The sequence below is a fragment of the Pseudomonas sp. LBUM1652 genome, from assembly GCF_059716105.1.
Window position 1 is genome coordinate 4,805,507 of record NZ_CP166804.1, and the last position, 20,979, is coordinate 4,826,485.

Consider the following 20,979-nt stretch of genomic DNA (forward strand, 5'->3'; position numbering starts at 1 on the left):
CCCTGGGCATCGACCTGATGCGGGCGCGCCGTAAACAGCGTTGAAAACAAGAGGCGGATCAGTGATCCGCCTCCTCGTTGTCGGCTCAGGATTTGCTGTCGACCGGTACACAGATTTCCAGCTTGCCGGTATGCAGTTTCGGATTGAAGTCCGCACTGTAGCGCTCCAGCTCCGGGGCGTTCAGCTCCACATAGTGAGAGCTCGGCAGCCAGGTTTTGTAGATGTACTGCAGGGTCTGCGGCAACTGGTCGAGTGGCCCTGTATGTTCGAACACCGCGTACTGGCGGGGTAACACTTCGACCCATTGATACAACTTCTGATCCAGATCATCGAGCTTGCTTATTTCCACCCCGGCGATGTAATCGAAGCCACCCTTGCCGTCGAAATTGCAGCAGACCCCATAGGTCACTTCGCCTTGTTGGCCAGGAATGCGCCCCAGGTGCGGCAGGAATTTTTCCCACAGCGCCGGGATATCCTTGGCGGTCTCTTGAGTAAAACGACCCCGAAAACCTGCTATCAGCAGAAAGTGTCCATGTTCGAAGCGAGGTTCAGCCACTTCGACGCGTGTTTGCTCATCCATGACTCGACTCCTGGAACAAAAAAGGGGTTCGGCTGGTGAGTATAGAAAGCCCATGCCGATTCGCACGATTACAGTGCGTGCAGCTGCTCGACGGCACCGGAGCCGACAAACTCGTTGTAGCCGGATACGATCACGTAAACCGCGAAATAGCAGAAGATCGCTGCAGATGCCATATAGGAATAACGCAACAGCTTGTCACCCAGCAGCTTGCCACCGTGGCTGGCGGCGAAGCACAAACCGGCTGACCACAGCAGCCCGGCGCAGAGAAAACCACCGAGGAACAGCGCCGAACTGAGCGGGCCACCGCCACCGGAACGGGCGATCAGCGTGCCACCCACTGCGGCGAACCACAGAATTGCACTGGGCGAGGACATGGCCAGGAAGATCCCGCGAAAGAATTCCTTGCGATGGGAGTTGTGCCCCACTTCGGCGGTTTCAGCCAGCAGCGCTTCGTGGTGAATCGCCGAATAAATCATCTTCGCGGCAAAGTAGATCAGCAGCGCCGAACCGCCGATCCACAGCACCCAGCGCACGGTTTCGTATTGCAGCAGCACGGTCATCCCGGCAAGCGCCAGCACCGCGTAGATCAAGTCGCCGACACAAGTGCCAAGGCCCAGCGCGAAGCCTTGAAAGTAACCGCGCTGCATCGCCAAAGTGATCATTGCGATGTTGGCCACGCCGATATCCAGGCACAGCGAAAGGCTCAGCAAGAAGCCGCTGGTGAATTCCATCTACCGATTTCCTTGGGAAAAATTTGTTTACGCACAGACTGGACAGTCTGCCATCACTGCCCTTATCTTCGCCAACAGGTCACCGCAGTGACCAGCGTCGCTCGGACGGTTCCGGGCGCTTACGTTATCCGAGGCAACAATGGCCGAACAAGGTTCGCCGCGCCGCTTTGCGCGCATAGATCGACTCCCCCCTTACGTTTTCAACATCACCGCCGAGCTGAAGATGGCCGCCAGGCGTCGTGGTGAAGACATCATCGACTTGAGCATGGGCAACCCCGACGGCGCTACGCCGCCGCACATTGTCGAAAAACTTGTACAAGTTGCTCAACGCGAAGACACCCACGGCTATTCCACGTCCAAGGGCATTCCGCGCCTGCGCCGGGCTATTTCCAACTGGTACAAGCAACGCTACGAGGTCGATATCGACCCGGAAAGCGAGGCCATCGTCACCATCGGTTCCAAGGAAGGCCTGGCGCATTTGATGCTGGCCACGCTGGATCAGGGCGACACCGTACTGGTGCCGAACCCGAGCTACCCGATTCATATCTACGGTGCGGTGATTGCCGGCGCCCAGGTGCGTTCGGTGCCGCTGGTGCCCGGTGTGGACTTCTTCGCCGAACTGGAACGGGCGATTCGCGGTTCGATCCCCAAGCCGAAAATGATGATCCTCGGCTTCCCGTCCAACCCGACCGCGCAGTGCGTGGAGCTGGATTTCTTCGAACGGGTGATCGCCCTCGCCAAGCAATACGACGTGCTGGTGATCCACGACCTGGCGTACGCCGACATCGTCTACGACGGCTGGAAAGCCCCGTCGATCATGCAGGTGCCGGGCGCCAAGGACATCGCGGTGGAGTTTTTCACCCTGTCGAAAAGTTACAACATGGCCGGTTGGCGTATCGGCTTCATGGTCGGCAATCCAGAACTGGTCAACGCTCTGGCGCGGATCAAGAGTTACCACGACTACGGCACGTTCACCCCGCTGCAAGTGGCAGCGATTGCTGCGCTGGAAGGCGATCAGCAGTGCGTGCGCGACATCGCCGAGCAGTACCGCCAACGGCGTAACGTGCTGGTCAAAGGCCTGCATGAGCTGGGCTGGATGGTCGAGAATCCGAAAGCGTCGATGTATGTCTGGGCAAAGATTCCTGAGGCATACGCGCACTTGGGCTCGCTGGAGTTCGCCAAGAAGCTGCTGGCCGAAGCCAAGGTCTGCGTCTCGCCGGGCGTGGGATTCGGTGAGTATGGCGACGATCATGTGCGCTTCGCGCTGATCGAAAACCAGGACCGGATTCGTCAGGCTGTACGCGGCATTCGCGGGATGTTCCGGGCGGACGGGTTGGCACCGAAAACGACTACCTGAGGAACGATCCAGGCACAAAAAAACCGCATCGCTGCGGTTTTTTTGTGTCTGCAAAAAGTCGCTTAAACGAACAGCGACAGCAGCAGGATAAAGCCCAGCGCGACGATGGAGAGGATGGTTTCCATCGCGGTCCAGGTCTTGAACGTCTCGGCCACGGTCATGTTGAAGTATTGCTTCACCAGCCAGAAACCGGCGTCGTTGACGTGGGACAGGATCAACGAACCGGCGCCGGTGGCCAGCACCAGCAACTCACGATTGACGCCCGGGATCATCCCCACCACCGGCACCACAATGCCTGCGCCAGTGATGGTCGCCACAGTCGCCGAACCGGTGGCGATACGAATCACCGCCGCCACCAGCCACGCCAGCAGGATCGGCGAGATCTGCGCGCTGACCGCCATGTGGCCGATCACGTCGCCCACGCCGCTGGTCACCAGCATCTGCTTGAAGCCGCCGCCAGCACCGATGATCAGGATGATCGCCGCGGTTGGCGCCAGGCTCGCATCAAGCCACTTGAGCATTTGGTTGGAGCCAATGCCCTGTTTGTAGCCAAAGGTGTACAGCGACAGCAGCAACGCCAGCAGCAGTGCCGAGATCGGGTGACCGATCATGTCCATCCAGGTACGGAAGAAGTTACCGTCCGGCAGCGCCACGTCAGCAAAGGTTTTCAGCAGCATCAGGAACACCGGCAGCAGCACAGTGATCAGGGTGATGCTGAAGCTCGGCAGGACGGCGGAATCGTTTTCGCGGGCCAGTTGATCGACCAGTTCCTGATTCGGGTGACCCGGAATGTGCTTGGCGATGAACGTACCGAAGATCGGACCGGCAATGATGGCGGTCGGCAGCGCAACGATCAGACCGTACAGGATGGTCTTGCCGATATCAGCGCCGAACACGCCGATGGCCAGCAGCGGACCCGGGTGCGGTGGCACCAGACCGTGCACGGCGGACAGGCCAGCGAGCAGCGGGATACCGATCTTGATGATCGACACGCCGGTGCGGCGGGCAACGATGAACACCAGCGGAATCAGCAATACAAAGCCGATTTCAAAGAACAGCGGAATGCCCACCAGGAACGCGGCGAACATCATTGCCCACTGGACTTTGTCTTTACCGAACGCGCGGATCAGGGTTTGGGCAATCTGGTCTGCCCCGCCCGACTCGGCCATCATTTTGCCGAGCATGGTGCCCAGCGCGAGGATGATGCCGACGAAACCCAGCACGCCACCAAAGCCGTCCTGGAACGCCTTGATGATGGTGCCGATCGGCATGCCGGACGTCAGGCCGAGGAACGCGGCGGCGATGGTCAGGGCAATGAACGGGTGAATCTTGAACTTGGTGATCAGGATGATGAGTCCGATCACCGTGACCACTGCATCAAGCAGCAGGTAGGCGTCGTGGGACATGCCAAACATTGGGGGTGTCTCCTGGTTTGTTGTTGTTATTAAAGCGGGTTAATCAGAAGTCGTGAGGACAGCGCTATCTGCATGGACACACTCATACCGCCTGTTTCAGGCCGTTGGCCTGCCACCAGACGTGAGCTTGTTCAGCCAGTTCTTCAACGCTGTGGATCGATGCATTCAACGCCAGGGTCAACGGCTCGCCCTTGGGCGATTCGAGGGTGGCGAACTGGCTTTCGATCAACGTGGCCGGCATGAAGTGGCCCGGGCGGTGGGATACACGCTCGGCGGCCACTTCAGGCGTCAGTTCCAGGAACACGAAGCCCAGGCCCGGCAAGGCACTGCGCAGCACTTCGCGGTAACTGTGTTTGAGGGCCGAGCAGGTCAGCACCGGGCGCTGGCCCGAGGCATCGACACGACGCAATTCATCGCACAGGCTGTCGAGCCAGCCGGCGCGGTCGTCGTCGTTCAGGGGGATCCCCGCGCTCATCTTTTCGATGTTCGCGGCCGGATGAAAAGTATCGCCTTCAATGGCAGTGGCGCCGCTCAATTGGCACAGGGCCTCGCTGACGCACGTCTTGCCGCAACCGGCAACGCCCATGATGACCAGGGCGGTGATGGGATGACTCATATAACACCTCAGCGCGCAGACAGCGCTACCTTTGCTAGCTATGACTCTAGTGCACAGGTAGAAGTTGCCGACGCCTTCTTGTCGTTTTTTTGGGTTGCAGCAGGTTTGTTCCCAACGCCAAAAAGCGAAGATCAGGCAGGACCTCGCTTACGCATTTGCAGCTGCATCAGGACAGCGCTACCTTAGTGCCTTGATTTTTGTTTGGCAAGCCGCCCGATGACCACCTCTAAAAACGATAAAAATACCCGCACCACCGGCCGTCCCACCCTCAATGAAGTTGCCCGCCTGGCCGGCGTCAGCCCGATTACCGCCTCCCGCGCCTTGCGCGGCGTCAGCACCGTGGCCACTGAGCTGGTGGAGAAAGTCCAGAAAGCTGCGCTCGAACTCAACTACGTGGTCAACCCCGCCGCCCGTGCCCTGGCCTCTGCCCAGAGCCATTCGGTGGTGGTTTTGGTGCCTTCGTTATCCAACCTGTTGTTCATCGACACACTGGAAGCCATTCATCGGGTGTTGACGCCCAAGGGCTTCGAAGTGCTGATCGGCAACTTCCACTACTCGCGCGATGAAGAAGAAAAACTGCTGCGCAACTACATGGCCTATCAGCCGCGTGGCTTTCTGCTGACCGGGTTTGATCGCACTGAAAGTTCGCGGCGGATGATCGAAGCGAGCAACATCCCCTGCGTGTACATGATGGAACTGGACAGCGCCGCTGGCGTGAACTGCGTCGGCTTCTCGCAGCTCAGCGCTGGTGAAACTGCCGCCGAGCATTTGCTCTCTCGTGGGCGCAAGCGTCTGGCGTACATCGGCGCACAGCTCGATCAGCGCACTTTGCTGCGTGGCGAAGGTTTCCGCAAAGCGTTGCAGAAGGCCGGGCGCTACGATCCGGATCTGGAAGTTCTGACACCGCGCTCCTCCTCTGTTGGCTTAGGCGGGGAGTTGTTCCTGCAATTGCTGGCGGCGCATCCGGATGTCGATGCGATCTTCTTTGGTAACGACGACCTGGCGCAGGGTGCTTTGCTTGAGGCGCTGCGCAATGGCATCAAGATTCCCGAGCAAGTGGCGATTCTGGGCTTCAACGACTTGCCAATGTCCGAGCACATGGTGCCGCGTCTGAGCAGCATCAATACCCCGCGAGAGGCGATTGGCCGGCGGGCGGCGGAGCAGATGTTGACCTTGATGGCGGGCAACAGCGTTGCGCGGCCAGTGGAAGACATGGGCTTCGAACTGAAGATCCGCGAAAGTACCTGATCTCCCATAGTTTCATGGTTGAAACACAATCCCTGTGGGAGCGAGCCTGCTCGCGAAAGCGGTGGTTCAGATAAACCTGTGCCGACTGACACGACGCTTTCGCGAGCAGGCTCGCTCCCACATTGGATCTCCATAGTCGCTAGTGGCTGAGCAGGTCCACCAGCGCCAACGCACCCTTCTGCAACGGCTGGCTCTTGAGCCACACCGCATGCACCGGCAACACCAGGCCGTTTTCGATGTTGCGGAAATTCAGGCGTTTCAGGCGCCCCGAATCCAGCCGCGACTGCACCACCGACAACGGAAAGTTGCCCCAGCCCAATCCCGCCTCGACCATCTCCATCGCCGTTTCCAGACTGTCGGTTCGCCAACAGGACTCAGCCACCAATGGCCGGGTCTCGCTGATCGGCAAATCACGGCTGGCGACGAATATCTGCCGCACATGCACCAGGTCTTCAAGAAACAGATCCTGGCCCTGCAACAACGGACTGTCCGCCGCCAGCGTGGCGATCATTCGTTCGTTGCCGACAAACTGAAAACGCTCGAGCACGTTCACGCTCAGTCCGGCGAACGCCAGGCACACACTGACCCGACCGCTGTGCAACATCGCCAGCACGTCATCCTGCGGCGCGGTCAGCACTTCGATGTCGAGCAGTGGATGACGCTCGGCGATCACCTTGATTGCCGCCAGCAAACGTCGGCGATCAATGTCCGCCACCACGCCGATCGACAATTTGCTCTCCAGCCCCAGCGACAATTCCACCGCGTGTACTTGCAGTTGCTTGAGCTGTTCGGCGATCAACCGCGCGTGAGGCACCAGCGACATCGCCATCGCCGTCGGTTGCGGTTCGCGATGGCTACGGTCGAACAGCGGATAGCCGAGTTCAGCCTCAAGATTGCCGATGGCCATGCTCACCGCTGACGGGACTTTGCCCAACGCGCGGGCCGCGGCGGAAAACGAGCCGCGTTCGATCACGGCGAGAAACAGTTCGATGCTGTCGCTATTGAAATTCAATTTCCCACCCATCAACAAACCTGAAAGCTACTGACTTTTTCTGTCAGCCCTATTGAAGCTATCTTTCGCCGCCTCCGCCAGTCCCGCTGGCCATCGAATCTGAAATAAGAGGCAAATCTGCATGCAAGGCGTCAAACGCAAACTGGTCTATGTGTCGCTCTACGAAGTAATCGGCATGACCTTCTCCGCCCTTGGTCTGGCCTTGTTGTCCGGCACCTCGCCGGGCAGCACCGGGCCATTGGCGGTGATCATCACCACCATCGCCGTGACCTGGAATTTCATCTACACCTCGCTGTTTGAACACTGGGAAAGTCGGCAGAAGTCGCGTACCCGCACAGTCAAGCGACGCATCGCCCATGCCGTCGGTTTTCAACTGACGTTAATCGTGTTCCTGATTCCGTTGATCGCGTGGTGGATGAACATCAGCCTGGTACAGGCGTTTCTGCTGGATCTGGCGCTGATCATCTTCATCCCTTGCTATACGTTTGCCTTCAACTGGCTGTTTGATCGGGTGTTCGGCTTGCCGGCCTCGGCGCTGCCGGATTCTGCCGCTGCGGCATAAATCGCTAATTCGTAATTTGGTTTATCGGGTGGCCGCGCAAGCGTCTGCCCGATTCGCCGCACTGGCCGTGCACACGAATATGGCGCTGGAGAGGATTGCCCATCGCTGACGCTTGGCGGTCACCCACTGCCGCTCATCGGCAAAGGATGACCGTTTTCTCAATCGCCTGAATCCAACAACTCTCTGAAATAAAAGGCTTTATTGGTCAGGCACGGTAATTGCTCCTGTATGGCGGTCAGTCATAACTACAGGTCAATTCATCATGTTGGTCAGTGCCAAACAAATGGAAATGCTGCCGCTGCCCAAGCGGTTGGCAGAAGACGCGACCGCCACAGCGGCTGCCGGTCTGCAAGGCGGCCTGCACGGCGCGATGTTGCAAACGCTGCAAAACCAGGTGCAGACGCAAAACAGCGACGCCACCGCCAAGGTTCAGGACTCGGCCACGCAGATTGCCACTCAGCAAGTCAGCGAAGCCACGCGCATCAGCGACAACGTCGACGAAGCGTTCGCCAAGACCCGCGTCGGCCTGCAAACCACCGATACTTCGGATGCGACCAAAGCCACCGGTTCCGCCACCGACGAGTTCAAGGACTACATGAGCAAGACGCCGGAACAGCGTCTGCGCGACAGTATCCTCAAGGACTTGGGCATCACCGAAGAAGACATCAAGAACATGCCGCCGGAGAAACAACTGGCCATCGGCAAAGAGATCGCCCAGCGCTTGCAGGACAAGATGCAACTGGCGCAGTCGGAGAAAGAGAACGTCAACGACGTCAAGGACAGCGACAAACTGGCCGACAAGTTTCTCGCTGCGCTCTGATCTCAAGGCAGCATAAGAACCAATGCTGGAGCTGCGGTACGCTGCGATCTTTTGATCTTGGTTTAAAGGTCAGGATCAAAAGATCGCAGCTTCGTTTTACTCGACAGCTCCTGCAGTTGTCATGTGCTGCTAGTTCAACTGCAACGTCTCATTGAACTGGCTGATCGCATCCACCACATGCCGCGAGCCCTGTTGAATTTCCAGGATCACCTCCCCCGCCTCGTTCGCCAGTTCCACCCCGAGCCCGGTGCGGCTCAGACTCGATTGCATGCTCGACACGGCACTCAACGACAAGTCGTGGTTCTTGCGCACCACCTCGACAATTTCCAGAGTTGCCTGACTGGTGCGGGCCGCCAAACTGCGCACCTCATCGGCGACCACGGCAAAGCCGCGTCCATGCTCACCGGCCCGCGCTGCTTCGATGGCGGCGTTGAGCGCCAGCAGGTTGGTCTGATCGGCGATGCCGCGAATGGTCTGAACGATGGTGCCAATGATGTCCGACTGCTTGCTGACCGCATCGATGCTCACCGCCGCTTCGTTGAGATCGCGGGAAATGTCCTGAATGATCTGCACCGTTTGCTGCACAACCAGTGAGCCTTTTTGCGCGCAGGCGTCGTTTTGTACCGATGTGCTGTGGGCCGATTCCGCGGCGTTTTGCAGGGTGGTCATCTGATGGGTGATATCACTGGCGAACTTCACCACTTTGTACAGCCGGCCCTTGGCATCAAACAGGGGGTTATACGAGGCTTCCAGATACACCATCTGCCCGGACTTGTTCTTGCGTTCGAAACGGTGCGAGTGATATTCGCCGCGATTGAGTGAGGCCCAGAATGCTTTGTACTGCGCTGATTCGGCATCGGCGCGATGGCAAAACAGACTGTGGTGGTGGCCGACGATTTCGTTGAGCGAGTACTGCATGGTCTTCAGGAAGTTTTCGTTGGCAGTAATCACATTGCCTTCCGGAGTGAACTCAATCACCGCCATGGAGCGGCCGATCGCCGCCAGCATGCTTTCCTCTTCGTGTTCCTTGTTGATCCGCACGGTAATGTCGGCGGCGACTTTGATCACACTTCTGACTTGCTTGTCCGGGCCATACACCGGCATGTAACTGGCTTCGAGCCAGACCTCTTTGCCACTCTTGTTCAGACGCAGAAACGTTCCGCCGATGGGCTCGCCACGGGCCAGATCGCGCCACAATTTGGCGTACTCCTCGCTGCGGTAAAACGCTTCTTCACAAAAGATTCGATGATGCTTGCCGCGAACTTCCTCGGCGCCATAACCCATGGTCTTGCAGAAGTTTTCGTTGGCATCCAGAACGATGCCCTCGGGCGTGAACTCGATCATTGCCATTGAACGGCTGATCGCATCCAGCTTGGCGTTGGTCTCGGTCAGAGCACAGCTGAATCGCTCGATTTCCTGCAGGTCAGCCTTGTGATGTAGGTTGAACATGGTTGTATCACCTTCCGCGCGGATTTTTGATTTGATGAAAGTTCAGGTCTTTCAGAATCCACCACTACGTTCCGAAGAACAGGCACACGCACTCCTCCACAGGAGGAAGTTGTCAGGTGACAAATGATGATTAATCGGAGCGTCCATGCAGCGACGTTCTAATCAAGACATCCTTCTCTTGATAGCCCGCACGCGGGCCAGCCCTAACGCGTTGAAGAACTTCCATTTAAACGACGCTCCTTGTTGGTTCAGTGTCGGTGCCTCGGGTTGCGCACTCTGGCAGCATGAATCACGGACTAACCGACCGACAGTGACATTACGGTCGACATGGTTAGTTAGGTGTCAGCATAGCCATCGCAAAGCCTAGCGCAAGGCCACTAGTCGGCCAGTATCTGGCACTTTTTGCACAAGAAACGGTTCAGCCAGAAACAAAGAAGCCCCTGTAGGCGCTGCCGCAGGCTGCGATCTTTTGATCTTGTTCTTGAAAAACAAAGTCAAAAGATCGCAGCCTGCGGCAGCACCTACAGGGGGTTGGCAGACGGATTAGAGGTGGGAGCTCACCTTGGTAGCCACTTCTGCGGGCACCCAAAGTTTCCAGACCTGCGGCTGATCGCGCAAAAACGCCTCGGCCACCGCCCGCGGTTGCTGGCGTTTTTCACTCATCCCCGCCAGCGTCTGGTTGAGCAGATCAATCGGCAAATCGACTTTTTCAAAGAACGTCACCAGTTCCGGATACTGCGCCTTGAACGGCGCCGACACGCCAATCGCCAGGCTTGCCGGCATCGAGCGGGTGCCCTTGGGATTCGGGTTATTGGCATCGGCGAGGGTCTTCCAGGCTTCGGCATCAAACGGCGGCTCCTCGAGCTTCACCAGTTTGAAGCGTCCGAGCAGCGGCGTCGGCGACCAGTAGTAGAACAGCACCGGCTTACCCCGACGAATCGACGATGCCACTTCGGCATCCAGCGCCGCGCCGGAGCCGGTGCGAAAATTGACGAAGCTGTCATTCAGCGCATACGCCTTGAGCTTCTGGCTGTTGACGATCTCTGACGTCCAGCCGGTCGGGCTGTTAAGAAAGCGCCCTCGGCTCGGGTCTTCGGGATCGCGGAACACGTCTTTGTAGCGCGGCAGATCGGCTACCGATTTCAGTTCCGGCGCCAGAGGTTTGATGCCGCGTTCCGGATCACCCTTGATCACGTATTCCGGCACCCACCAGCCTTCGGTGGCACCTTTGACCGTATCACCGAGGCCAAACACTTTGCCTTCGGCGGCCGCTTTGACCCACGCTGGACTGCGCCCCGCCCACTCTTCGCCGATCACCTGAATGTCATTCTTTGCCAGCGCCGCTTCTAGGCTGACGGTGCTGCCCGGCAGCGTATCGGTCGAATAGCCATAGCCTTTCTCGACAATCAGGCGCAGCACTTCAGTGATGAAACTGCCACTTTCCCAAGTGATGTCACCGAAGTGGATCGGCGTGGTTTTCTCCGCCGCCGAGACCGCGCCGACACTCAGGCTCAACGCCAGTATTGAACCGCCGAGCAGGGTTTTGATCGATCTCATGCAGACCTCTTGTCTTGTAGGAATTGGTTGGCGCTGTGGCGATCGCACAGCGCCTGGGAACGGGTCATGTACACGCTGACCGAGCGCTGGGAGATGCCCAGTTCGGCAGCGATTTGCGGGTAGGTCAGGCCGTCGATGCGCGCGAGCAGGAAGGTCGAGCGGACTTTGCCCGGCAACCGTTGCAGGCTGCGGTCGAGACGGCTCAGGGTTTGCGTCAGTTGCGCGATGTCTTCGGGCGAGGTGGCGTAATCCACATCGATCTGCTGTCGGTGCTGACGCTCGAGATCCGCGCGGCGCCAGCGCTGATAAAGCAGACGCTGCGCGATGGTGGTGAGCAAGGCTCGGGGTTCACGGAGCGCGGTCAGGCCGGTCGCTTCGAGCAGTTGCACGAAGGTTTCGGCGGCGATGTCTTCCACGCTTGCCGCATCGTGCAAATGACGGCGCAGGTAAGTGCAAAGCCAGTGGTAATGGCTGCGAAAGAGGCCGTCCAGGTGATTGCGATGGGATACGTCGGCGCCGGACATAGGGGCTCCTGGGTTAGGGGTCGCTGAATGTCCGGTCGTCCGGTGGCGCGATCCTAGCAAGGCGCCTTATGCATTAATAATATTTAAATATTATTTTTATATTCGATTATCGAATTAGCGTAATTGGCCGTAGCCCAGTGCCTCGGCCTCTCGCTGGTAATCGAGCACGATCTGATAGTCGCTTTCGCTGGCTGGCAGCACCTCGGCAAGACCCAGGGTCTGTGCGACGTCGGGAAGTTCGCTCAGAGAAAGGTTAATGACCTGGCGCAACCGTTCAACCTGTTTGTCTGTCGCGGCGGCGACGGTAATGAACGGCAACGTCGGACTCAACGCACTGCGCGCCACCACGCGCAGTCCGCTTACCTCCTCGGGCGCGTAATGGGCGAGACAGGCGTAGGTGACGCTGTCGATGGCCGCCAGATCGGCGCGACTGTCCCGCAACCAGCGCAAGCTCTCGCGGTGGCCGCCGCTGATGCCGACCGAGGCGAAAAAACGCCCGTCCTGCTGCAATGACACCAGACGCTGACGCAGCAGGTTCATGCCGCTGTTGGAGTCTGCGCTGTTGATCACCCCGCGGCTGTGGCGAAAGTCCACCAGGGTTTTGCGTGAGTCGTCGGCGCGACTGAGGATCAGGCTGCAATGGTTGCCCGCGCTGGCGTCGGGCAGTTCGTAGCGTGGGCGACCGACGATGCGGACCTGACCGCGCAGCAAGGTCATCAAGGGATAGCCGCAGGTTTGGGTCAGCAGTAGATCCGGTGATAACCACAGTTCGGGCAACGACAGGCTTTCGGCGCTCAGACGCGAGTGGCCCAAATGGTCGAGGATGCGTTTGATCCAGCGGTCATTGGCCGCCCGGATTGGCTCCGGGGCGGTGTACATCAGCAGTTCGATGTGGTGTTGGGTCATGCACATTCTTCCCGGACAACAAAATTCCAATGTGGGAGCGGTGGTGCTTTTGAAATCAGTGAAACGGATGCTCGGGACTGTCGATCGGCCTCAACCCGTTCTGCCGCCACAACTGCCCATACCCCTGCACCAGAAAGCCGCCACTGCGCGCGATCCACTGCTCGCGATGCATCCGATAAACCTGCGGCAAGTCGTACCACGCCAGCCCCGGCAAGTCGTGATGCACCAAATGAAAGTTGAGATTGAGAAACAGCCAGCGCCACGGCCACCCGGCCTCGTTGAGCACCGTGCGTTGCTCCGGTTGAGCGTGCGGGCGGTGTTCATAGTAGGAGCGAATCATTGCGATCGACAGCGCCGGCACACTGATCAGCAACAGGTAATGCCACACCGGTAACACACTGTAACGGGCGATGAGCCAGAGCATCAGCAGCGTGCAGGCACCATGGGTCAGCCACATTATCCAGGCTTGGCGTTCGCCGTTTTTCAACCGTTGCAGCTCTTCGCCGGCCAGTGCAACAAGTCCCAGCGGTGCACCAATCACGAAACGGCCGATCACCGTTTTGTTCAACCAGTGCAGGCTGCGCTCGAACAAAGAACTGCCCTGCCAGCCTGCACTCGTCAGGTAACGACTTTCCGGATCGACACCGGGAACCGTCAGATCCTCATCGCGGTGATGCAACAAATGGCTGTCGCGATACAAGGTGTACGGATACCACACCGCAAATGGCGCGTAGCCGAGGATTTTATTGAAGAGGGTCGAGCGGGTCGGATGACCGTGGAGCAACTCATGCTGCACCGACAGCCACAACACCAGCAGCGGGATCAGCAACACCGTGGTCAAGCCGCGACCGAGCCATTCGCTATTGAAGATGATGGCGAACCAGCCGCCATACACGCCGATCAGCAACAGCCAGGTCGGCCATTCGGTGCGGGCGGTAAAGCGTTGACGCAGGGTTTCGATGTGTTGGCGATGGGTGGCGTCGAAGTAATGGGCCATGTCGTTGCTCGGAACGAGAGTCTTCTCCCTCTGTGCAACGGCAGCGGTAAATCTTGCAGATTATTTTCAGGTTCAGGCAGGAGCCCGAGAATCGAGCTCCTGAGGGGCGTGATCAATGGCCGAAAATGTCGACTTTCTTGGCTTTCTTTTCCGCACGTTTTTCAATCGCAGTCTTGGCCGGTTTCTTCTTCGCGGCTTTCTTTGAATCCATACCTTTGGACATGATGGGTCTCCACTCACAGGGCTGTAGGCTCAGGTATACACCTATCCCAAGGCGCGCGTTCTTTTATAATCGCCGCTTCCCTCACCGCCAGTCCGATCCCATGCCCGATACCCAATACACACTGCTCGACGAGTCGCTTTGGCCGTTGATGAACAAGTTTTACCGCAGCCACCAATCCTCGATGAAAGCCGTGCGCGAGGCGCAATTGTGGGTGGCGCGACGTGGCGACATTGTTGCGGCGTTGTGCTTGCGGCCGGTGGCGGGTGGGCATTGGTTGACCGGGTTGTTTGTCGATCCGACGTGTCGTGAGCAAGGGCTTGCCGCGCAGTTGATCACGGCGGCAGTGAAGGATGTGACAGAACCGGTGTGGCTGTTCTGTCATCCGGATTTGCGTGGGTTTTATGAGCGACGCGGATTCAGTATCGACCCTGCCCTGCCCCAGGCGATGGCGGAGCGCTTGAGCCGGTATGCGCGGAGCAAGCCGATGATTGCGATGGGGCGTTTATAGGATCTTTTGATTGTTGCTAGTCGTCTGCGGCTGGATCGAGATCCGGGAACATCACCTCGGTAAATCCGAACTTGCTGAAGTCGGTTATGCGCGACGGATACAACCGGCCGATCAGGTGATCGCACTCATGCTGCACCACCCTCGCGTGAAAACCTGCAGCCACGCGCACGATCGGCTGGCCTTTCGGATCAAAACCTTCGTAGCGAATTTGCTGATAACGCTCCACCGCACCACGCAATCCCGGCACTGACAGGCATCCTTCGAAGCCCTCTTCCGTCAATGGATTCAACGGTGTGATCAGCGGGTTGATCAAAATCGTCTGCGGCACCGCTTCGGCGTCCGGGTAACGTTCACTGTGCTCGAAACCGAAGATCACCAGTTGCAGGTCGACACCGATCTGCGGCGCGGCAAGGCCGACACCGCCGACACTTTCCATGGTCTGGAACATGTCGTCGATCAGTTGCCAGAGCTCAGGGCTGTCGAACATCTCGGCTGGCACGGGTGGGGCAATACGCAACAGGCGCTCGTCGCCCATTTTGAGGATTTCACGGATCATTGATCAGACTTCGTCAGTGTCCGGCTTGAGCGAGTGATCGCGGCCCAGGCCCGAGACGTGTTGTTTGGGATGTTCATCGAGTTCGCCGGGGACTTTCTCACCCGAATCCTTGCCTTCGCTGGACATGTGCTCAATCACCGCATTCATCTCGGCACCGAGCAACAGCACCGCAGCGGAGATGTAGAAGTACAGCAACAGAACGATGATTGCACCGATGCTGCCATACATTGCGTTGTAGTTGGCGAAGGTTTTCACGTAGAACGCGAAACCCAACGAAGCGATGATCCACACCACTACGGCCAATACCGAGCCGGGTGTGATGAAGCGGAATTCCTGTTTGACGTCGGGCATCACGTAATAGATCAGTGCCACGGCAACCATCATCAGAATCACGATCACCGGCCAGCGCGCGATGGTCCATAAGGTGACGATGAATTCTTCCAGCCCCACCTGCGCCGCGATCCAGCCCATCACCTGCGGCCCAAGCACCATCAGCGCGGCAGCCACCAGGAGCATCCCGGCAATGCCGACGGTATAGAAAATCGACAGTGGAAACCGCTTCCAGATCGGGCGCCCCTCGACCACATCGTAGGCCGCGTTCATTGCGCTCATCATCAGGCGCACACCGGCGGAAGCGGTGTAGAGGGCGATGACAATACCCACTGACAGCAACCCACCCTTGGACTGCTGCAATTGATCGATTACCGGGTTGACCTGCTCCAGCGCTTGCGGTGGCAGCACCAGCTCCGATTGCAGGCGCAGCCAGGAGAAAAAGTCCGGCAGGTGCAGGAAACCGATCAGGGCGATCAGGAACAAAATGAACGGGAACAGCGAGAACAGCATCTGGTAAGCCAGAGCCGAGGCGTACGTCGACATCTCGTCGTCGACGAACTCAGTGACCGTGCGCACCATCACCCGGTGCAGGGGCAGACCTTTCATGTCCGGAAATATCATTCGCGTCTCCTTTCGCCGCAATACAGGTTGAAGTCGTGGCGACTCAGGGGCCGTTTTTACATCACGGTAGCCTACTTGGCGACCAGTGGTGGGCCAGCGCAGGGCTTAGACACAAAAACGGCCATCCTTGGATGGCCGCTTCTGTTTTTCGTTCACAACGCAATTACGCCTTGTCGACGGTTTTCTTCACTGCATCTTTGGCTTTGCCAACGGCTTGCTGGGCTTCGCCTTTTTTCTCTTGAATCTTGCCTTCAGCTTGCAGCTTGGTGTTGTCGGTGGCTTTACCGACGCCTTGTTTGACGTTGCCGACTGCTTCGTTGGCCATGCCTTTTACTTTATCGCCTGTGCTACTCATGGTGTTTCTCCTTGGTGCAATTAGGGGGAAAAGTCAGTACGTAAAGATTGACCGGCGGGGTTTGCGGCGAGTTTCATTTATTTTCAGTGGCTCATTTCGTCGCGGCGTGCAGGTTGGGCTTTATGTTTGCGAGCGTTGCCTTGAGAATGCGCTCCATATGGGCGCCATGCGCCAGAGAACCGATCCCGCAGGAATGTTATGAGACTCGATAAAAAGCAGGCCATTGCCCGTCGAAACCAGGAACTGGGCGGCGCTGTGCTCGGCAGCAACAACTGCCACTTCGCCGAACTGAACCGCAATCGCAACATCTGGTGGTTCGACCTGCCGGTGACGCGCCTGGCCGTTGGTCAGTACGAGTGGATTCACCTGCTGATGCACACGCCGGCCACCGACGAACTGCTGCACTTGAAAGTGCCGACGGTGTTTCTGCGTGAAAAGCTTGAGGGTCTGGTGATTCGCAACGAGGGCAAGCGCAAAGCCGCGCTGAGCCTGGAGTTGAGTGCGGACAAGGATTCGTATCTGCAGGACATGCGTCCGGCGGGGACCAACGTGAACTTCGCGCCGTTTCGTCAGTAACCGCAAAAGCTTCGCGAGCAGGCTCGCTCCCACAGTAAACCGCATTTCAATGTGAGAGCGAGCCTGCTCGCGAAAACGGCCTCACAGGCACAGAATATCTGCCGGCCAAAATCAAAAAGCCCCGCATCTGCGGGGCTTTTTGTTTTACGCGGCGTTCTTCGCCTTGATCTTCTTCAGCTCTTCATCACGCAACTCACGACGCAGGATCTTGCCGACGTTGGTGGTTGGCAGCGCATCGCGGAATTCCACGGAGCGCGGCACCTTGTAGCCGGTGACGTTGGCGCGCATGTGATCCATCACCTGCTCTTTGGTCAGCGTTACGCCCGGTTTGACGACGATAAAGATCTTGATTGCCTCGCCCGACTTCTCGTCCGGGACGCCAATGGCCGCGCACTGCAACACGCCCGGCAGGGTCGCCAGCACGTCTTCCAGTTCGTTCGGATAGACGTTGAAACCGGAGACCAGAATCATGTCTTTCTTGCGATCGACAATGCGCATGTAGCCGTCCGGCTGGATCAGCGCGATGTCACCGGTCTTCAGCCAGCCGTCGCTGTCGAGCATTTCATCGGTGGCTTCCTGACGCTGCCAGTAGCCTTTCATCACTTGCGGGCCCTTGACGCACAGCTCGCCGATTTCACCCAACGGCTGCTCGACACCGGCATCGTTGATGACTTTGCACAGGGTCGATGGCACTGGAATGCCGATGGTGCCGATCTGGATGTGCTGGATCGGGTTGACCGTGGCCACCGGACTGGTTTCGGTCATGCCGTAACCTTCGCAGATGGCGCAACCGGTCACGTCTTTCCAGCGTTCGGCAGCGGCCAGTTGCAGGGCCATGCCGCCGGACAAGGTGACCTTGAGCGCGGAGAAATCCAGCTTGCGGAAGCCTTCGTTGTTGCACAGCGCCACGAACAGTGTATTCAGGCCGACGAAACCGCTGAACTTCCACTTCGACAGTTCCTTGACCATCGCCGGCAGATCGCGCGGGTTGCTGATCAGGATGTTGTGGTTGCCGATCAGCATCATCGCCATGCAATGAAAGGTGAACGCATAGATGTGGTACAGCGGCAGTGGCGTGATCAGGATCTCGCAACCTTCGTTAAGATTGGACCCCATCAGCGCCTTGCACTGCAGCATGTTGGCGACGAGGTTGCGGTGGGTCAGCATTGCGCCTTTGGCAACGCCCGTGGTGCCGCCAGTGTATTGCAGCACCGCGACGTCACCGCTGTCCGGGTTGGCTTCAGCCACAGGCTGACCCTGGCCCTTGCTCAGCACATCGTTGAACTTGACGGCTTTTGGCAAGTGATAGGCCGGCACCATCTTCTTCACGTACTTGATGACGCTGTTGATCAGCAAGCGCTTGATCGGCGGAAGCAGGTCGGCGACTTCAGTGACGATGACGTGTTTGACGCCGGTTTTCGGCACCACGGCTTCGGCCAGGTGCGCCATGTTCGCCAGGCACACCAGCGCCTTGGCACCGGAGTCGTTGAATTGGTGTTCCATTTCCCGCGCGGTGTACAGCGGGTTGGTGTTGACCACGATCAGCCCGGCGCGTATCGCACCGAAGACAGCGACCGGGTACTGCAGAACGTTGGGCAGTTGCACGGCGATTCGATCACCGGGCTGCAAATCGGTATGCTGTTGCAGATACGCGGCAAATGCACCGGACAATTCGTACAACTCACCGTAGGTGATTGTCTTGCCCAGGTTGCTGAAAGCCGGTTTGTTGGCGAAGCGTTGGCAGGATTGCTTCAACACTGCCTGAATGTTCGGATACTCGTCTGGATTGATCTCGGCAGCAATGCCAGCCGGGTATTTATCCTTCCAAAAGTCTTCGATCATGGAAGCCCACTCCTCAGCAACGCGAATTCTTCACCGCATTTGATGCGATTATTATTGGTGTGTGTTTTGTATTGGTGAATCTGGCTTTTACAGAGGCCGAGAAGTCACAAAGCGCGCCGAGAGTAGCAGCTTTGCCGAGGGTCGCCTAGAGCCAAAAGCGGCCCCTACAGTCACATTGATGACTCAAGACTATCTAGCAGTCATTTTAGAGCAAAAATCCTATATCACCTTGGAAACCCTGGTTTTCCGGGTCGTCCAAGCAAAAGATCGCAGCCTTCGGCAGCTCCTACAGGGAACACATTCCAATGTAGGAGCTGCCGAAGGCTGCGATCTTTTCGCTTCTGATCTTCAGGCGATATCGCGCAACTCACGCCGCAGAATTTTCCCTACAGGCGTCATCGGCAACGACTCACGCAACACTATGTGTTTCGGCACCTTGTACGCCGTGAAATTCTCTTTGCAGTAAGCCTTCAGCTCTTCAAGACTGACCCCGCTTTCCCGCGCCACCACAAACAGCTTCACGGCCTCCCCCGAACGCTCGTCCGGCACGCCGATCACCGCACAGTTGGCGACTTTCGGGTGGGCCATCACCACGTCCTCGATCTCGTTGGGGTACACGTTGAAACCGGAGACGATGATCATGTCCTTCTTGCGATCGACGATGCGCACAAAGCCGTCCGGTTCGATCACCGCGATGTCGCCGGACTTGAACCAGCCCTCGGCATCCAGCACTTCGGCGGTGGCTTCGGGTTTGTGCCAGTAGCCTTTCATGATCTGCGGGCCCTTGATGCACAACTCGCCCCGCTCGCCCAGCGGCTGCTCGACGCCGTCATCGTTGATGACTTTCAACAGCGTGCCCGGCACGGGCAAGCCAACCGTGCCCAGACGCGACTGGTCGCCGTACGGGTTGGTGCAGGCAACCGGCGATGTTTCGGTCAGACCATAGCCTTCGGTGATACGGCAACCGGTGATCTGCTCCCAGCGTTCGGCCGTGGCTTTCACCAGCGCAGTGCCGCCGGAATTGGTCAGTTTCAGGCTGGAGAAATCCAGGGTCTTGAAATCCGGGTGCTCCATCAGCGCGACAAACAGTGTGTTCAAACCCAGTAATGCGGAAAAGCGCCAGTTCTTCAGCTCCTTGATGAACCCGGCAATGTCTCGCGGATTGGTGATCAGCACGTTGTGGTTGCCGGAAACCATCATGCACATGCAGTTCGCGGTGAAGGCATAGATGTGGTACAGCGGCAGTGGCGCGACCATCACTTCCTGGCCTTCACGCAGCAATGGCTGGCCATCAGGCCCCAGTTGCGCGAGACAGGCGCGCACTTGCTGCATGTTCGCCACGAGATTGCCATGCGTGAGCATCGCGCCCTTGGCCAGCCCGGTGGTGCCGCCGGTGTATTGCAGCACGGCGATGTCGTCGAGACCGACTTTCAATGGCTTGATGCCCTGCCCCCGACCCAGACGCAACGCGCTTTTGAAAGAGACCGCCTGCGGCAGCGAATACGCCGGCACCATCTTCTTCACCTTGCTGACGACGGTGTTGACCAGCCAGCCTTTGGCGGTAGGCATCAGGTCGCCCATCTTCGCTTCGATCAGGTATTGAATATCGGTGTCGGCCAGCACTTCCTGGACTTTCTGGCCGAACATGTTCAGGTACACCAGCGCCCGTGCGCCGGAGTCCTTGAACTGATGGCGCATCTCCCGCGCGGTGTAGAGCGGGTTGGTGTTGACCACGATCAGCCCGGCGCGCAAGGCGCCGAACACGGCAATCGGGTAATGCAGGATGTTGGGCATCTGCACCGCGATGCGATCCCCCGGCACCAGATCGGTATGTGCTTGAAGATAACCGGCGAAAGCGGCGCTCTGGCGTTCGAGTTCGGCGTAAGTCAGGGTCACGCCCATGTTGCTGAACGCCGGGCGATCCGCGAACTTCTTGCAGGAACGCTCGAACACCTCGATCACGGACTTGAACTCAGCCATGTCGATGTCCAGCGGTACGCCGGCCGGGCGTTTGTCATTCCAGAAATCAGGTTGCATTGTTCTTGTCCTCTTTACCTGAGCCGATCCGGGGCCGCGTTTCTGTCATTTCTCGTTCATCCCTTGAATACAGAAAGCAAAAAGCGGAGCTTCACGGACACTAGCAGTTATGGCCAATCAGGCAAATACGGCTAAAGCCGTCATTGATCGTGTG

General features: G+C 58.2%; 21 protein-coding genes and 1 pseudogene. 6 read left to right on the forward strand and 16 right to left on the reverse strand.

Annotated elements, in window-relative coordinates:
• Positions 1-85 precede the first annotated feature (85 nt).
• Together ACA069_RS21685 and ACA069_RS21690 are read right to left on the reverse strand one after the other, a co-directional pair.
• Entirely contained in the window at positions 86-580 is a 495-nt protein-coding gene (locus ACA069_RS21685) for a GyrI-like domain-containing protein (RefSeq protein WP_187679332.1), read from the reverse strand.
• A gap of 68 nt (positions 581-648) precedes the next feature.
• Positions 649-1,311 (reverse strand): LysE family translocator, encoded by a 663-nt coding sequence (locus ACA069_RS21690; protein WP_034153366.1) that lies wholly within the window; start codon positions 1,309-1,311, stop codon positions 649-651.
• Between the two features lie 139 nt (positions 1,312-1,450).
• On the opposite strand from ACA069_RS21690, the gene alaC reads away from it, so the two are divergent.
• Positions 1,451-2,668 (forward strand): alanine transaminase, encoded by a 1,218-nt coding sequence (alaC, locus tag ACA069_RS21695; protein WP_489878911.1) that lies wholly within the window; start codon positions 1,451-1,453, stop codon positions 2,666-2,668.
• Positions 2,669-2,730: 62 nt separating this feature from the next.
• Here the strand turns inward: alaC and ACA069_RS21700 are convergent, their stop codons facing one another.
• Together ACA069_RS21700 and ACA069_RS21705 are read right to left on the reverse strand one after the other, a co-directional pair.
• A complete protein-coding gene (locus ACA069_RS21700; protein ID WP_187679335.1) occupies positions 2,731-4,083 on the reverse strand; it encodes a GntP family permease in 1,353 nt (450 codons plus the stop codon).
• Positions 4,084-4,165: 82 nt separating this feature from the next.
• On the reverse strand, positions 4,166-4,699 hold the full coding sequence (locus ACA069_RS21705; protein WP_187679336.1) for a gluconokinase: 534 nt from the start codon (positions 4,697-4,699) through the stop codon (positions 4,166-4,168).
• 216 nt (positions 4,700-4,915) lie between these two features.
• Here ACA069_RS21705 and gntR point away from each other — a divergent pair, with 216 nt between their 5' ends.
• Positions 4,916-5,947 (forward strand): HTH-type transcriptional regulator GntR, encoded by a 1,032-nt coding sequence (gene gntR, locus ACA069_RS21710; protein ID WP_489878910.1) that lies wholly within the window; start codon positions 4,916-4,918, stop codon positions 5,945-5,947.
• 139 nt (positions 5,948-6,086) lie between these two features.
• On the opposite strand, the gene ACA069_RS21715 is transcribed toward gntR, so the two are convergent.
• On the reverse strand, positions 6,087-6,959 hold the full coding sequence (locus ACA069_RS21715) for a LysR family transcriptional regulator (protein WP_497618284.1): 873 nt from the start codon (positions 6,957-6,959) through the stop codon (positions 6,087-6,089).
• Between the two features lie 121 nt (positions 6,960-7,080).
• Between ACA069_RS21715 and ACA069_RS21720 the strand changes: the two genes are divergently transcribed.
• Both ACA069_RS21720 and ACA069_RS21725 read left to right on the forward strand, forming a co-directional pair.
• A complete protein-coding gene (locus tag ACA069_RS21720; protein ID WP_123588708.1) occupies positions 7,081-7,521 on the forward strand; it encodes a PACE efflux transporter in 441 nt (146 codons plus the stop codon).
• Positions 7,522-7,783: 262 nt separating this feature from the next.
• Complete coding sequence (locus ACA069_RS21725; protein WP_187679339.1) at positions 7,784-8,341, forward strand: hypothetical protein; 558 nt, start codon at positions 7,784-7,786, stop codon at positions 8,339-8,341.
• Positions 8,342-8,470: 129 nt separating this feature from the next.
• Here ACA069_RS21725 and ACA069_RS21730 read toward each other — a convergent pair whose 3' ends face one another.
• From ACA069_RS21730 to ACA069_RS21755, 6 genes and pseudogenes are all read right to left on the reverse strand, one after another.
• Entirely contained in the window at positions 8,471-9,010 is a 540-nt protein-coding gene (locus ACA069_RS21730; RefSeq protein ID WP_489884248.1) for a methyl-accepting chemotaxis protein, read from the reverse strand.
• Between the two features lie 3 nt (positions 9,011-9,013).
• Positions 9,014-9,790, reverse strand: a pseudogene (locus ACA069_RS21735) (PAS domain-containing protein); the annotation flags it as partial.
• Between the two features lie 543 nt (positions 9,791-10,333).
• Complete coding sequence (locus ACA069_RS21740; RefSeq protein WP_497615190.1) at positions 10,334-11,347, reverse strand: ABC transporter substrate-binding protein; 1,014 nt, start codon at positions 11,345-11,347, stop codon at positions 10,334-10,336.
• On the reverse strand, positions 11,344-11,871 hold the full coding sequence (locus ACA069_RS21745) for a sigma-70 family RNA polymerase sigma factor (RefSeq protein ID WP_187679719.1): 528 nt from the start codon (positions 11,869-11,871) through the stop codon (positions 11,344-11,346). Before ACA069_RS21745 ends, ACA069_RS21740 begins: the two co-directional genes overlap by 4 nt.
• A 114-nt stretch (positions 11,872-11,985) precedes the next feature.
• Positions 11,986-12,777: a phosphate/phosphite/phosphonate ABC transporter substrate-binding protein gene (locus ACA069_RS21750; protein WP_497615191.1), complete on the reverse strand. Its 792-nt coding sequence runs from the start codon at positions 12,775-12,777 to the stop codon at positions 11,986-11,988.
• A gap of 55 nt (positions 12,778-12,832) precedes the next feature.
• The gene (locus ACA069_RS21755) at positions 12,833-13,774 is read right to left on the reverse strand and encodes a fatty acid desaturase (RefSeq protein ID WP_497615192.1); all 942 of its coding nucleotides are present in this window, start codon (positions 13,772-13,774) and stop codon (positions 12,833-12,835) included.
• Between the two features lie 323 nt (positions 13,775-14,097).
• On the opposite strand from ACA069_RS21755, the gene ACA069_RS21760 reads away from it, so the two are divergent.
• A complete protein-coding gene (locus tag ACA069_RS21760; protein ID WP_497615193.1) occupies positions 14,098-14,505 on the forward strand; it encodes a GNAT family N-acetyltransferase in 408 nt (135 codons plus the stop codon).
• Between the two features lie 16 nt (positions 14,506-14,521).
• On the opposite strand, the gene def is transcribed toward ACA069_RS21760, so the two are convergent.
• The 3 genes from def to ACA069_RS21775 all read right to left on the reverse strand — a co-directional run bounded on the left by def (position 14,522) and on the right by ACA069_RS21775 (position 16,370).
• Entirely contained in the window at positions 14,522-15,061 is a 540-nt protein-coding gene (gene def, locus ACA069_RS21765) for a peptide deformylase (protein ID WP_187679723.1), read from the reverse strand.
• A gap of 3 nt (positions 15,062-15,064) precedes the next feature.
• The gene (locus ACA069_RS21770; protein WP_187679724.1) at positions 15,065-16,015 is read right to left on the reverse strand and encodes a YihY/virulence factor BrkB family protein; all 951 of its coding nucleotides are present in this window, start codon (positions 16,013-16,015) and stop codon (positions 15,065-15,067) included.
• Positions 16,016-16,178: 163 nt separating this feature from the next.
• Entirely contained in the window at positions 16,179-16,370 is a 192-nt protein-coding gene (locus tag ACA069_RS21775) for a CsbD family protein (RefSeq protein ID WP_187679725.1), read from the reverse strand.
• Positions 16,371-16,568: 198 nt separating this feature from the next.
• On the opposite strand from ACA069_RS21775, the gene ACA069_RS21780 reads away from it, so the two are divergent.
• Complete coding sequence (locus tag ACA069_RS21780) at positions 16,569-16,946, forward strand: hypothetical protein (RefSeq protein ID WP_497615194.1); 378 nt, start codon at positions 16,569-16,571, stop codon at positions 16,944-16,946.
• Positions 16,947-17,090: 144 nt separating this feature from the next.
• On the opposite strand, the gene fadD1 is transcribed toward ACA069_RS21780, so the two are convergent.
• Both fadD1 and fadD2 read right to left on the reverse strand, forming a co-directional pair.
• Positions 17,091-18,788: a long-chain-fatty-acid--CoA ligase FadD1 gene (gene fadD1 / locus ACA069_RS21785; RefSeq protein ID WP_497615195.1), complete on the reverse strand. Its 1,698-nt coding sequence runs from the start codon at positions 18,786-18,788 to the stop codon at positions 17,091-17,093.
• A 348-nt stretch (positions 18,789-19,136) separates the two neighbouring features.
• Positions 19,137-20,825, reverse strand: coding sequence for a long-chain-fatty-acid--CoA ligase FadD2 (gene fadD2, locus ACA069_RS21790; RefSeq protein ID WP_187679727.1), 1,689 nt, complete (start codon positions 20,823-20,825; stop codon positions 19,137-19,139).
• Positions 20,826-20,979: the final 154 nt, after the last annotated feature.

Excerpts from the sequence above, each read along its gene's own strand:
- ACA069_RS21750 (WP_497615191.1), bottom strand. The coding sequence starts at position 12,777 with ATGACCCAACACCACATCGAACTGCTGATGTACACCGCCCCGGAGCCA.
- ACA069_RS21740 (WP_497615190.1), bottom strand. The coding sequence starts at position 11,347 with ATGAGATCGATCAAAACCCTGCTCGGCGGTTCAATACTGGCGTTGAGC.
- fadD1 (WP_497615195.1), bottom strand. The coding sequence starts at position 18,788 with ATGATCGAAGACTTTTGGAAGGATAAATACCCGGCTGGCATTGCTGCC.
- ACA069_RS21760 (WP_497615193.1), top strand. The coding sequence starts at position 14,098 with ATGCCCGATACCCAATACACACTGCTCGACGAGTCGCTTTGGCCGTTG.
- ACA069_RS21730 (WP_489884248.1), bottom strand. The coding sequence starts at position 9,010 with ATGACCACCCTGCAAAACGCCGCGGAATCGGCCCACAGCACATCGGTA.
- gntR (WP_489878910.1), top strand. The coding sequence starts at position 4,916 with ATGACCACCTCTAAAAACGATAAAAATACCCGCACCACCGGCCGTCCC.
- ACA069_RS21700 (WP_187679335.1), bottom strand. The coding sequence starts at position 4,083 with ATGTTTGGCATGTCCCACGACGCCTACCTGCTGCTTGATGCAGTGGTC.
- ACA069_RS21780 (WP_497615194.1), top strand. The coding sequence starts at position 16,569 with ATGAGACTCGATAAAAAGCAGGCCATTGCCCGTCGAAACCAGGAACTG.
- alaC (WP_489878911.1), top strand. The coding sequence starts at position 1,451 with ATGGCCGAACAAGGTTCGCCGCGCCGCTTTGCGCGCATAGATCGACTC.
- ACA069_RS21725 (WP_187679339.1), top strand. The coding sequence starts at position 7,784 with ATGTTGGTCAGTGCCAAACAAATGGAAATGCTGCCGCTGCCCAAGCGG.
- ACA069_RS21745 (WP_187679719.1), bottom strand. The coding sequence starts at position 11,871 with ATGTCCGGCGCCGACGTATCCCATCGCAATCACCTGGACGGCCTCTTT.
- ACA069_RS21770 (WP_187679724.1), bottom strand. The coding sequence starts at position 16,015 with ATGATATTTCCGGACATGAAAGGTCTGCCCCTGCACCGGGTGATGGTG.
- def (WP_187679723.1), bottom strand. The coding sequence starts at position 15,061 with ATGATCCGTGAAATCCTCAAAATGGGCGACGAGCGCCTGTTGCGTATT.
- ACA069_RS21755 (WP_497615192.1), bottom strand. The coding sequence starts at position 13,774 with ATGGCCCATTACTTCGACGCCACCCATCGCCAACACATCGAAACCCTG.
- ACA069_RS21775 (WP_187679725.1), bottom strand. The coding sequence starts at position 16,370 with ATGAGTAGCACAGGCGATAAAGTAAAAGGCATGGCCAACGAAGCAGTC.
- ACA069_RS21705 (WP_187679336.1), bottom strand. The coding sequence starts at position 4,699 with ATGAGTCATCCCATCACCGCCCTGGTCATCATGGGCGTTGCCGGTTGC.
- fadD2 (WP_187679727.1), bottom strand. The coding sequence starts at position 20,825 with ATGCAACCTGATTTCTGGAATGACAAACGCCCGGCCGGCGTACCGCTG.
- ACA069_RS21690 (WP_034153366.1), bottom strand. The coding sequence starts at position 1,311 with ATGGAATTCACCAGCGGCTTCTTGCTGAGCCTTTCGCTGTGCCTGGAT.
- ACA069_RS21685 (WP_187679332.1), bottom strand. The coding sequence starts at position 580 with ATGGATGAGCAAACACGCGTCGAAGTGGCTGAACCTCGCTTCGAACAT.
- ACA069_RS21720 (WP_123588708.1), top strand. The coding sequence starts at position 7,081 with ATGCAAGGCGTCAAACGCAAACTGGTCTATGTGTCGCTCTACGAAGTA.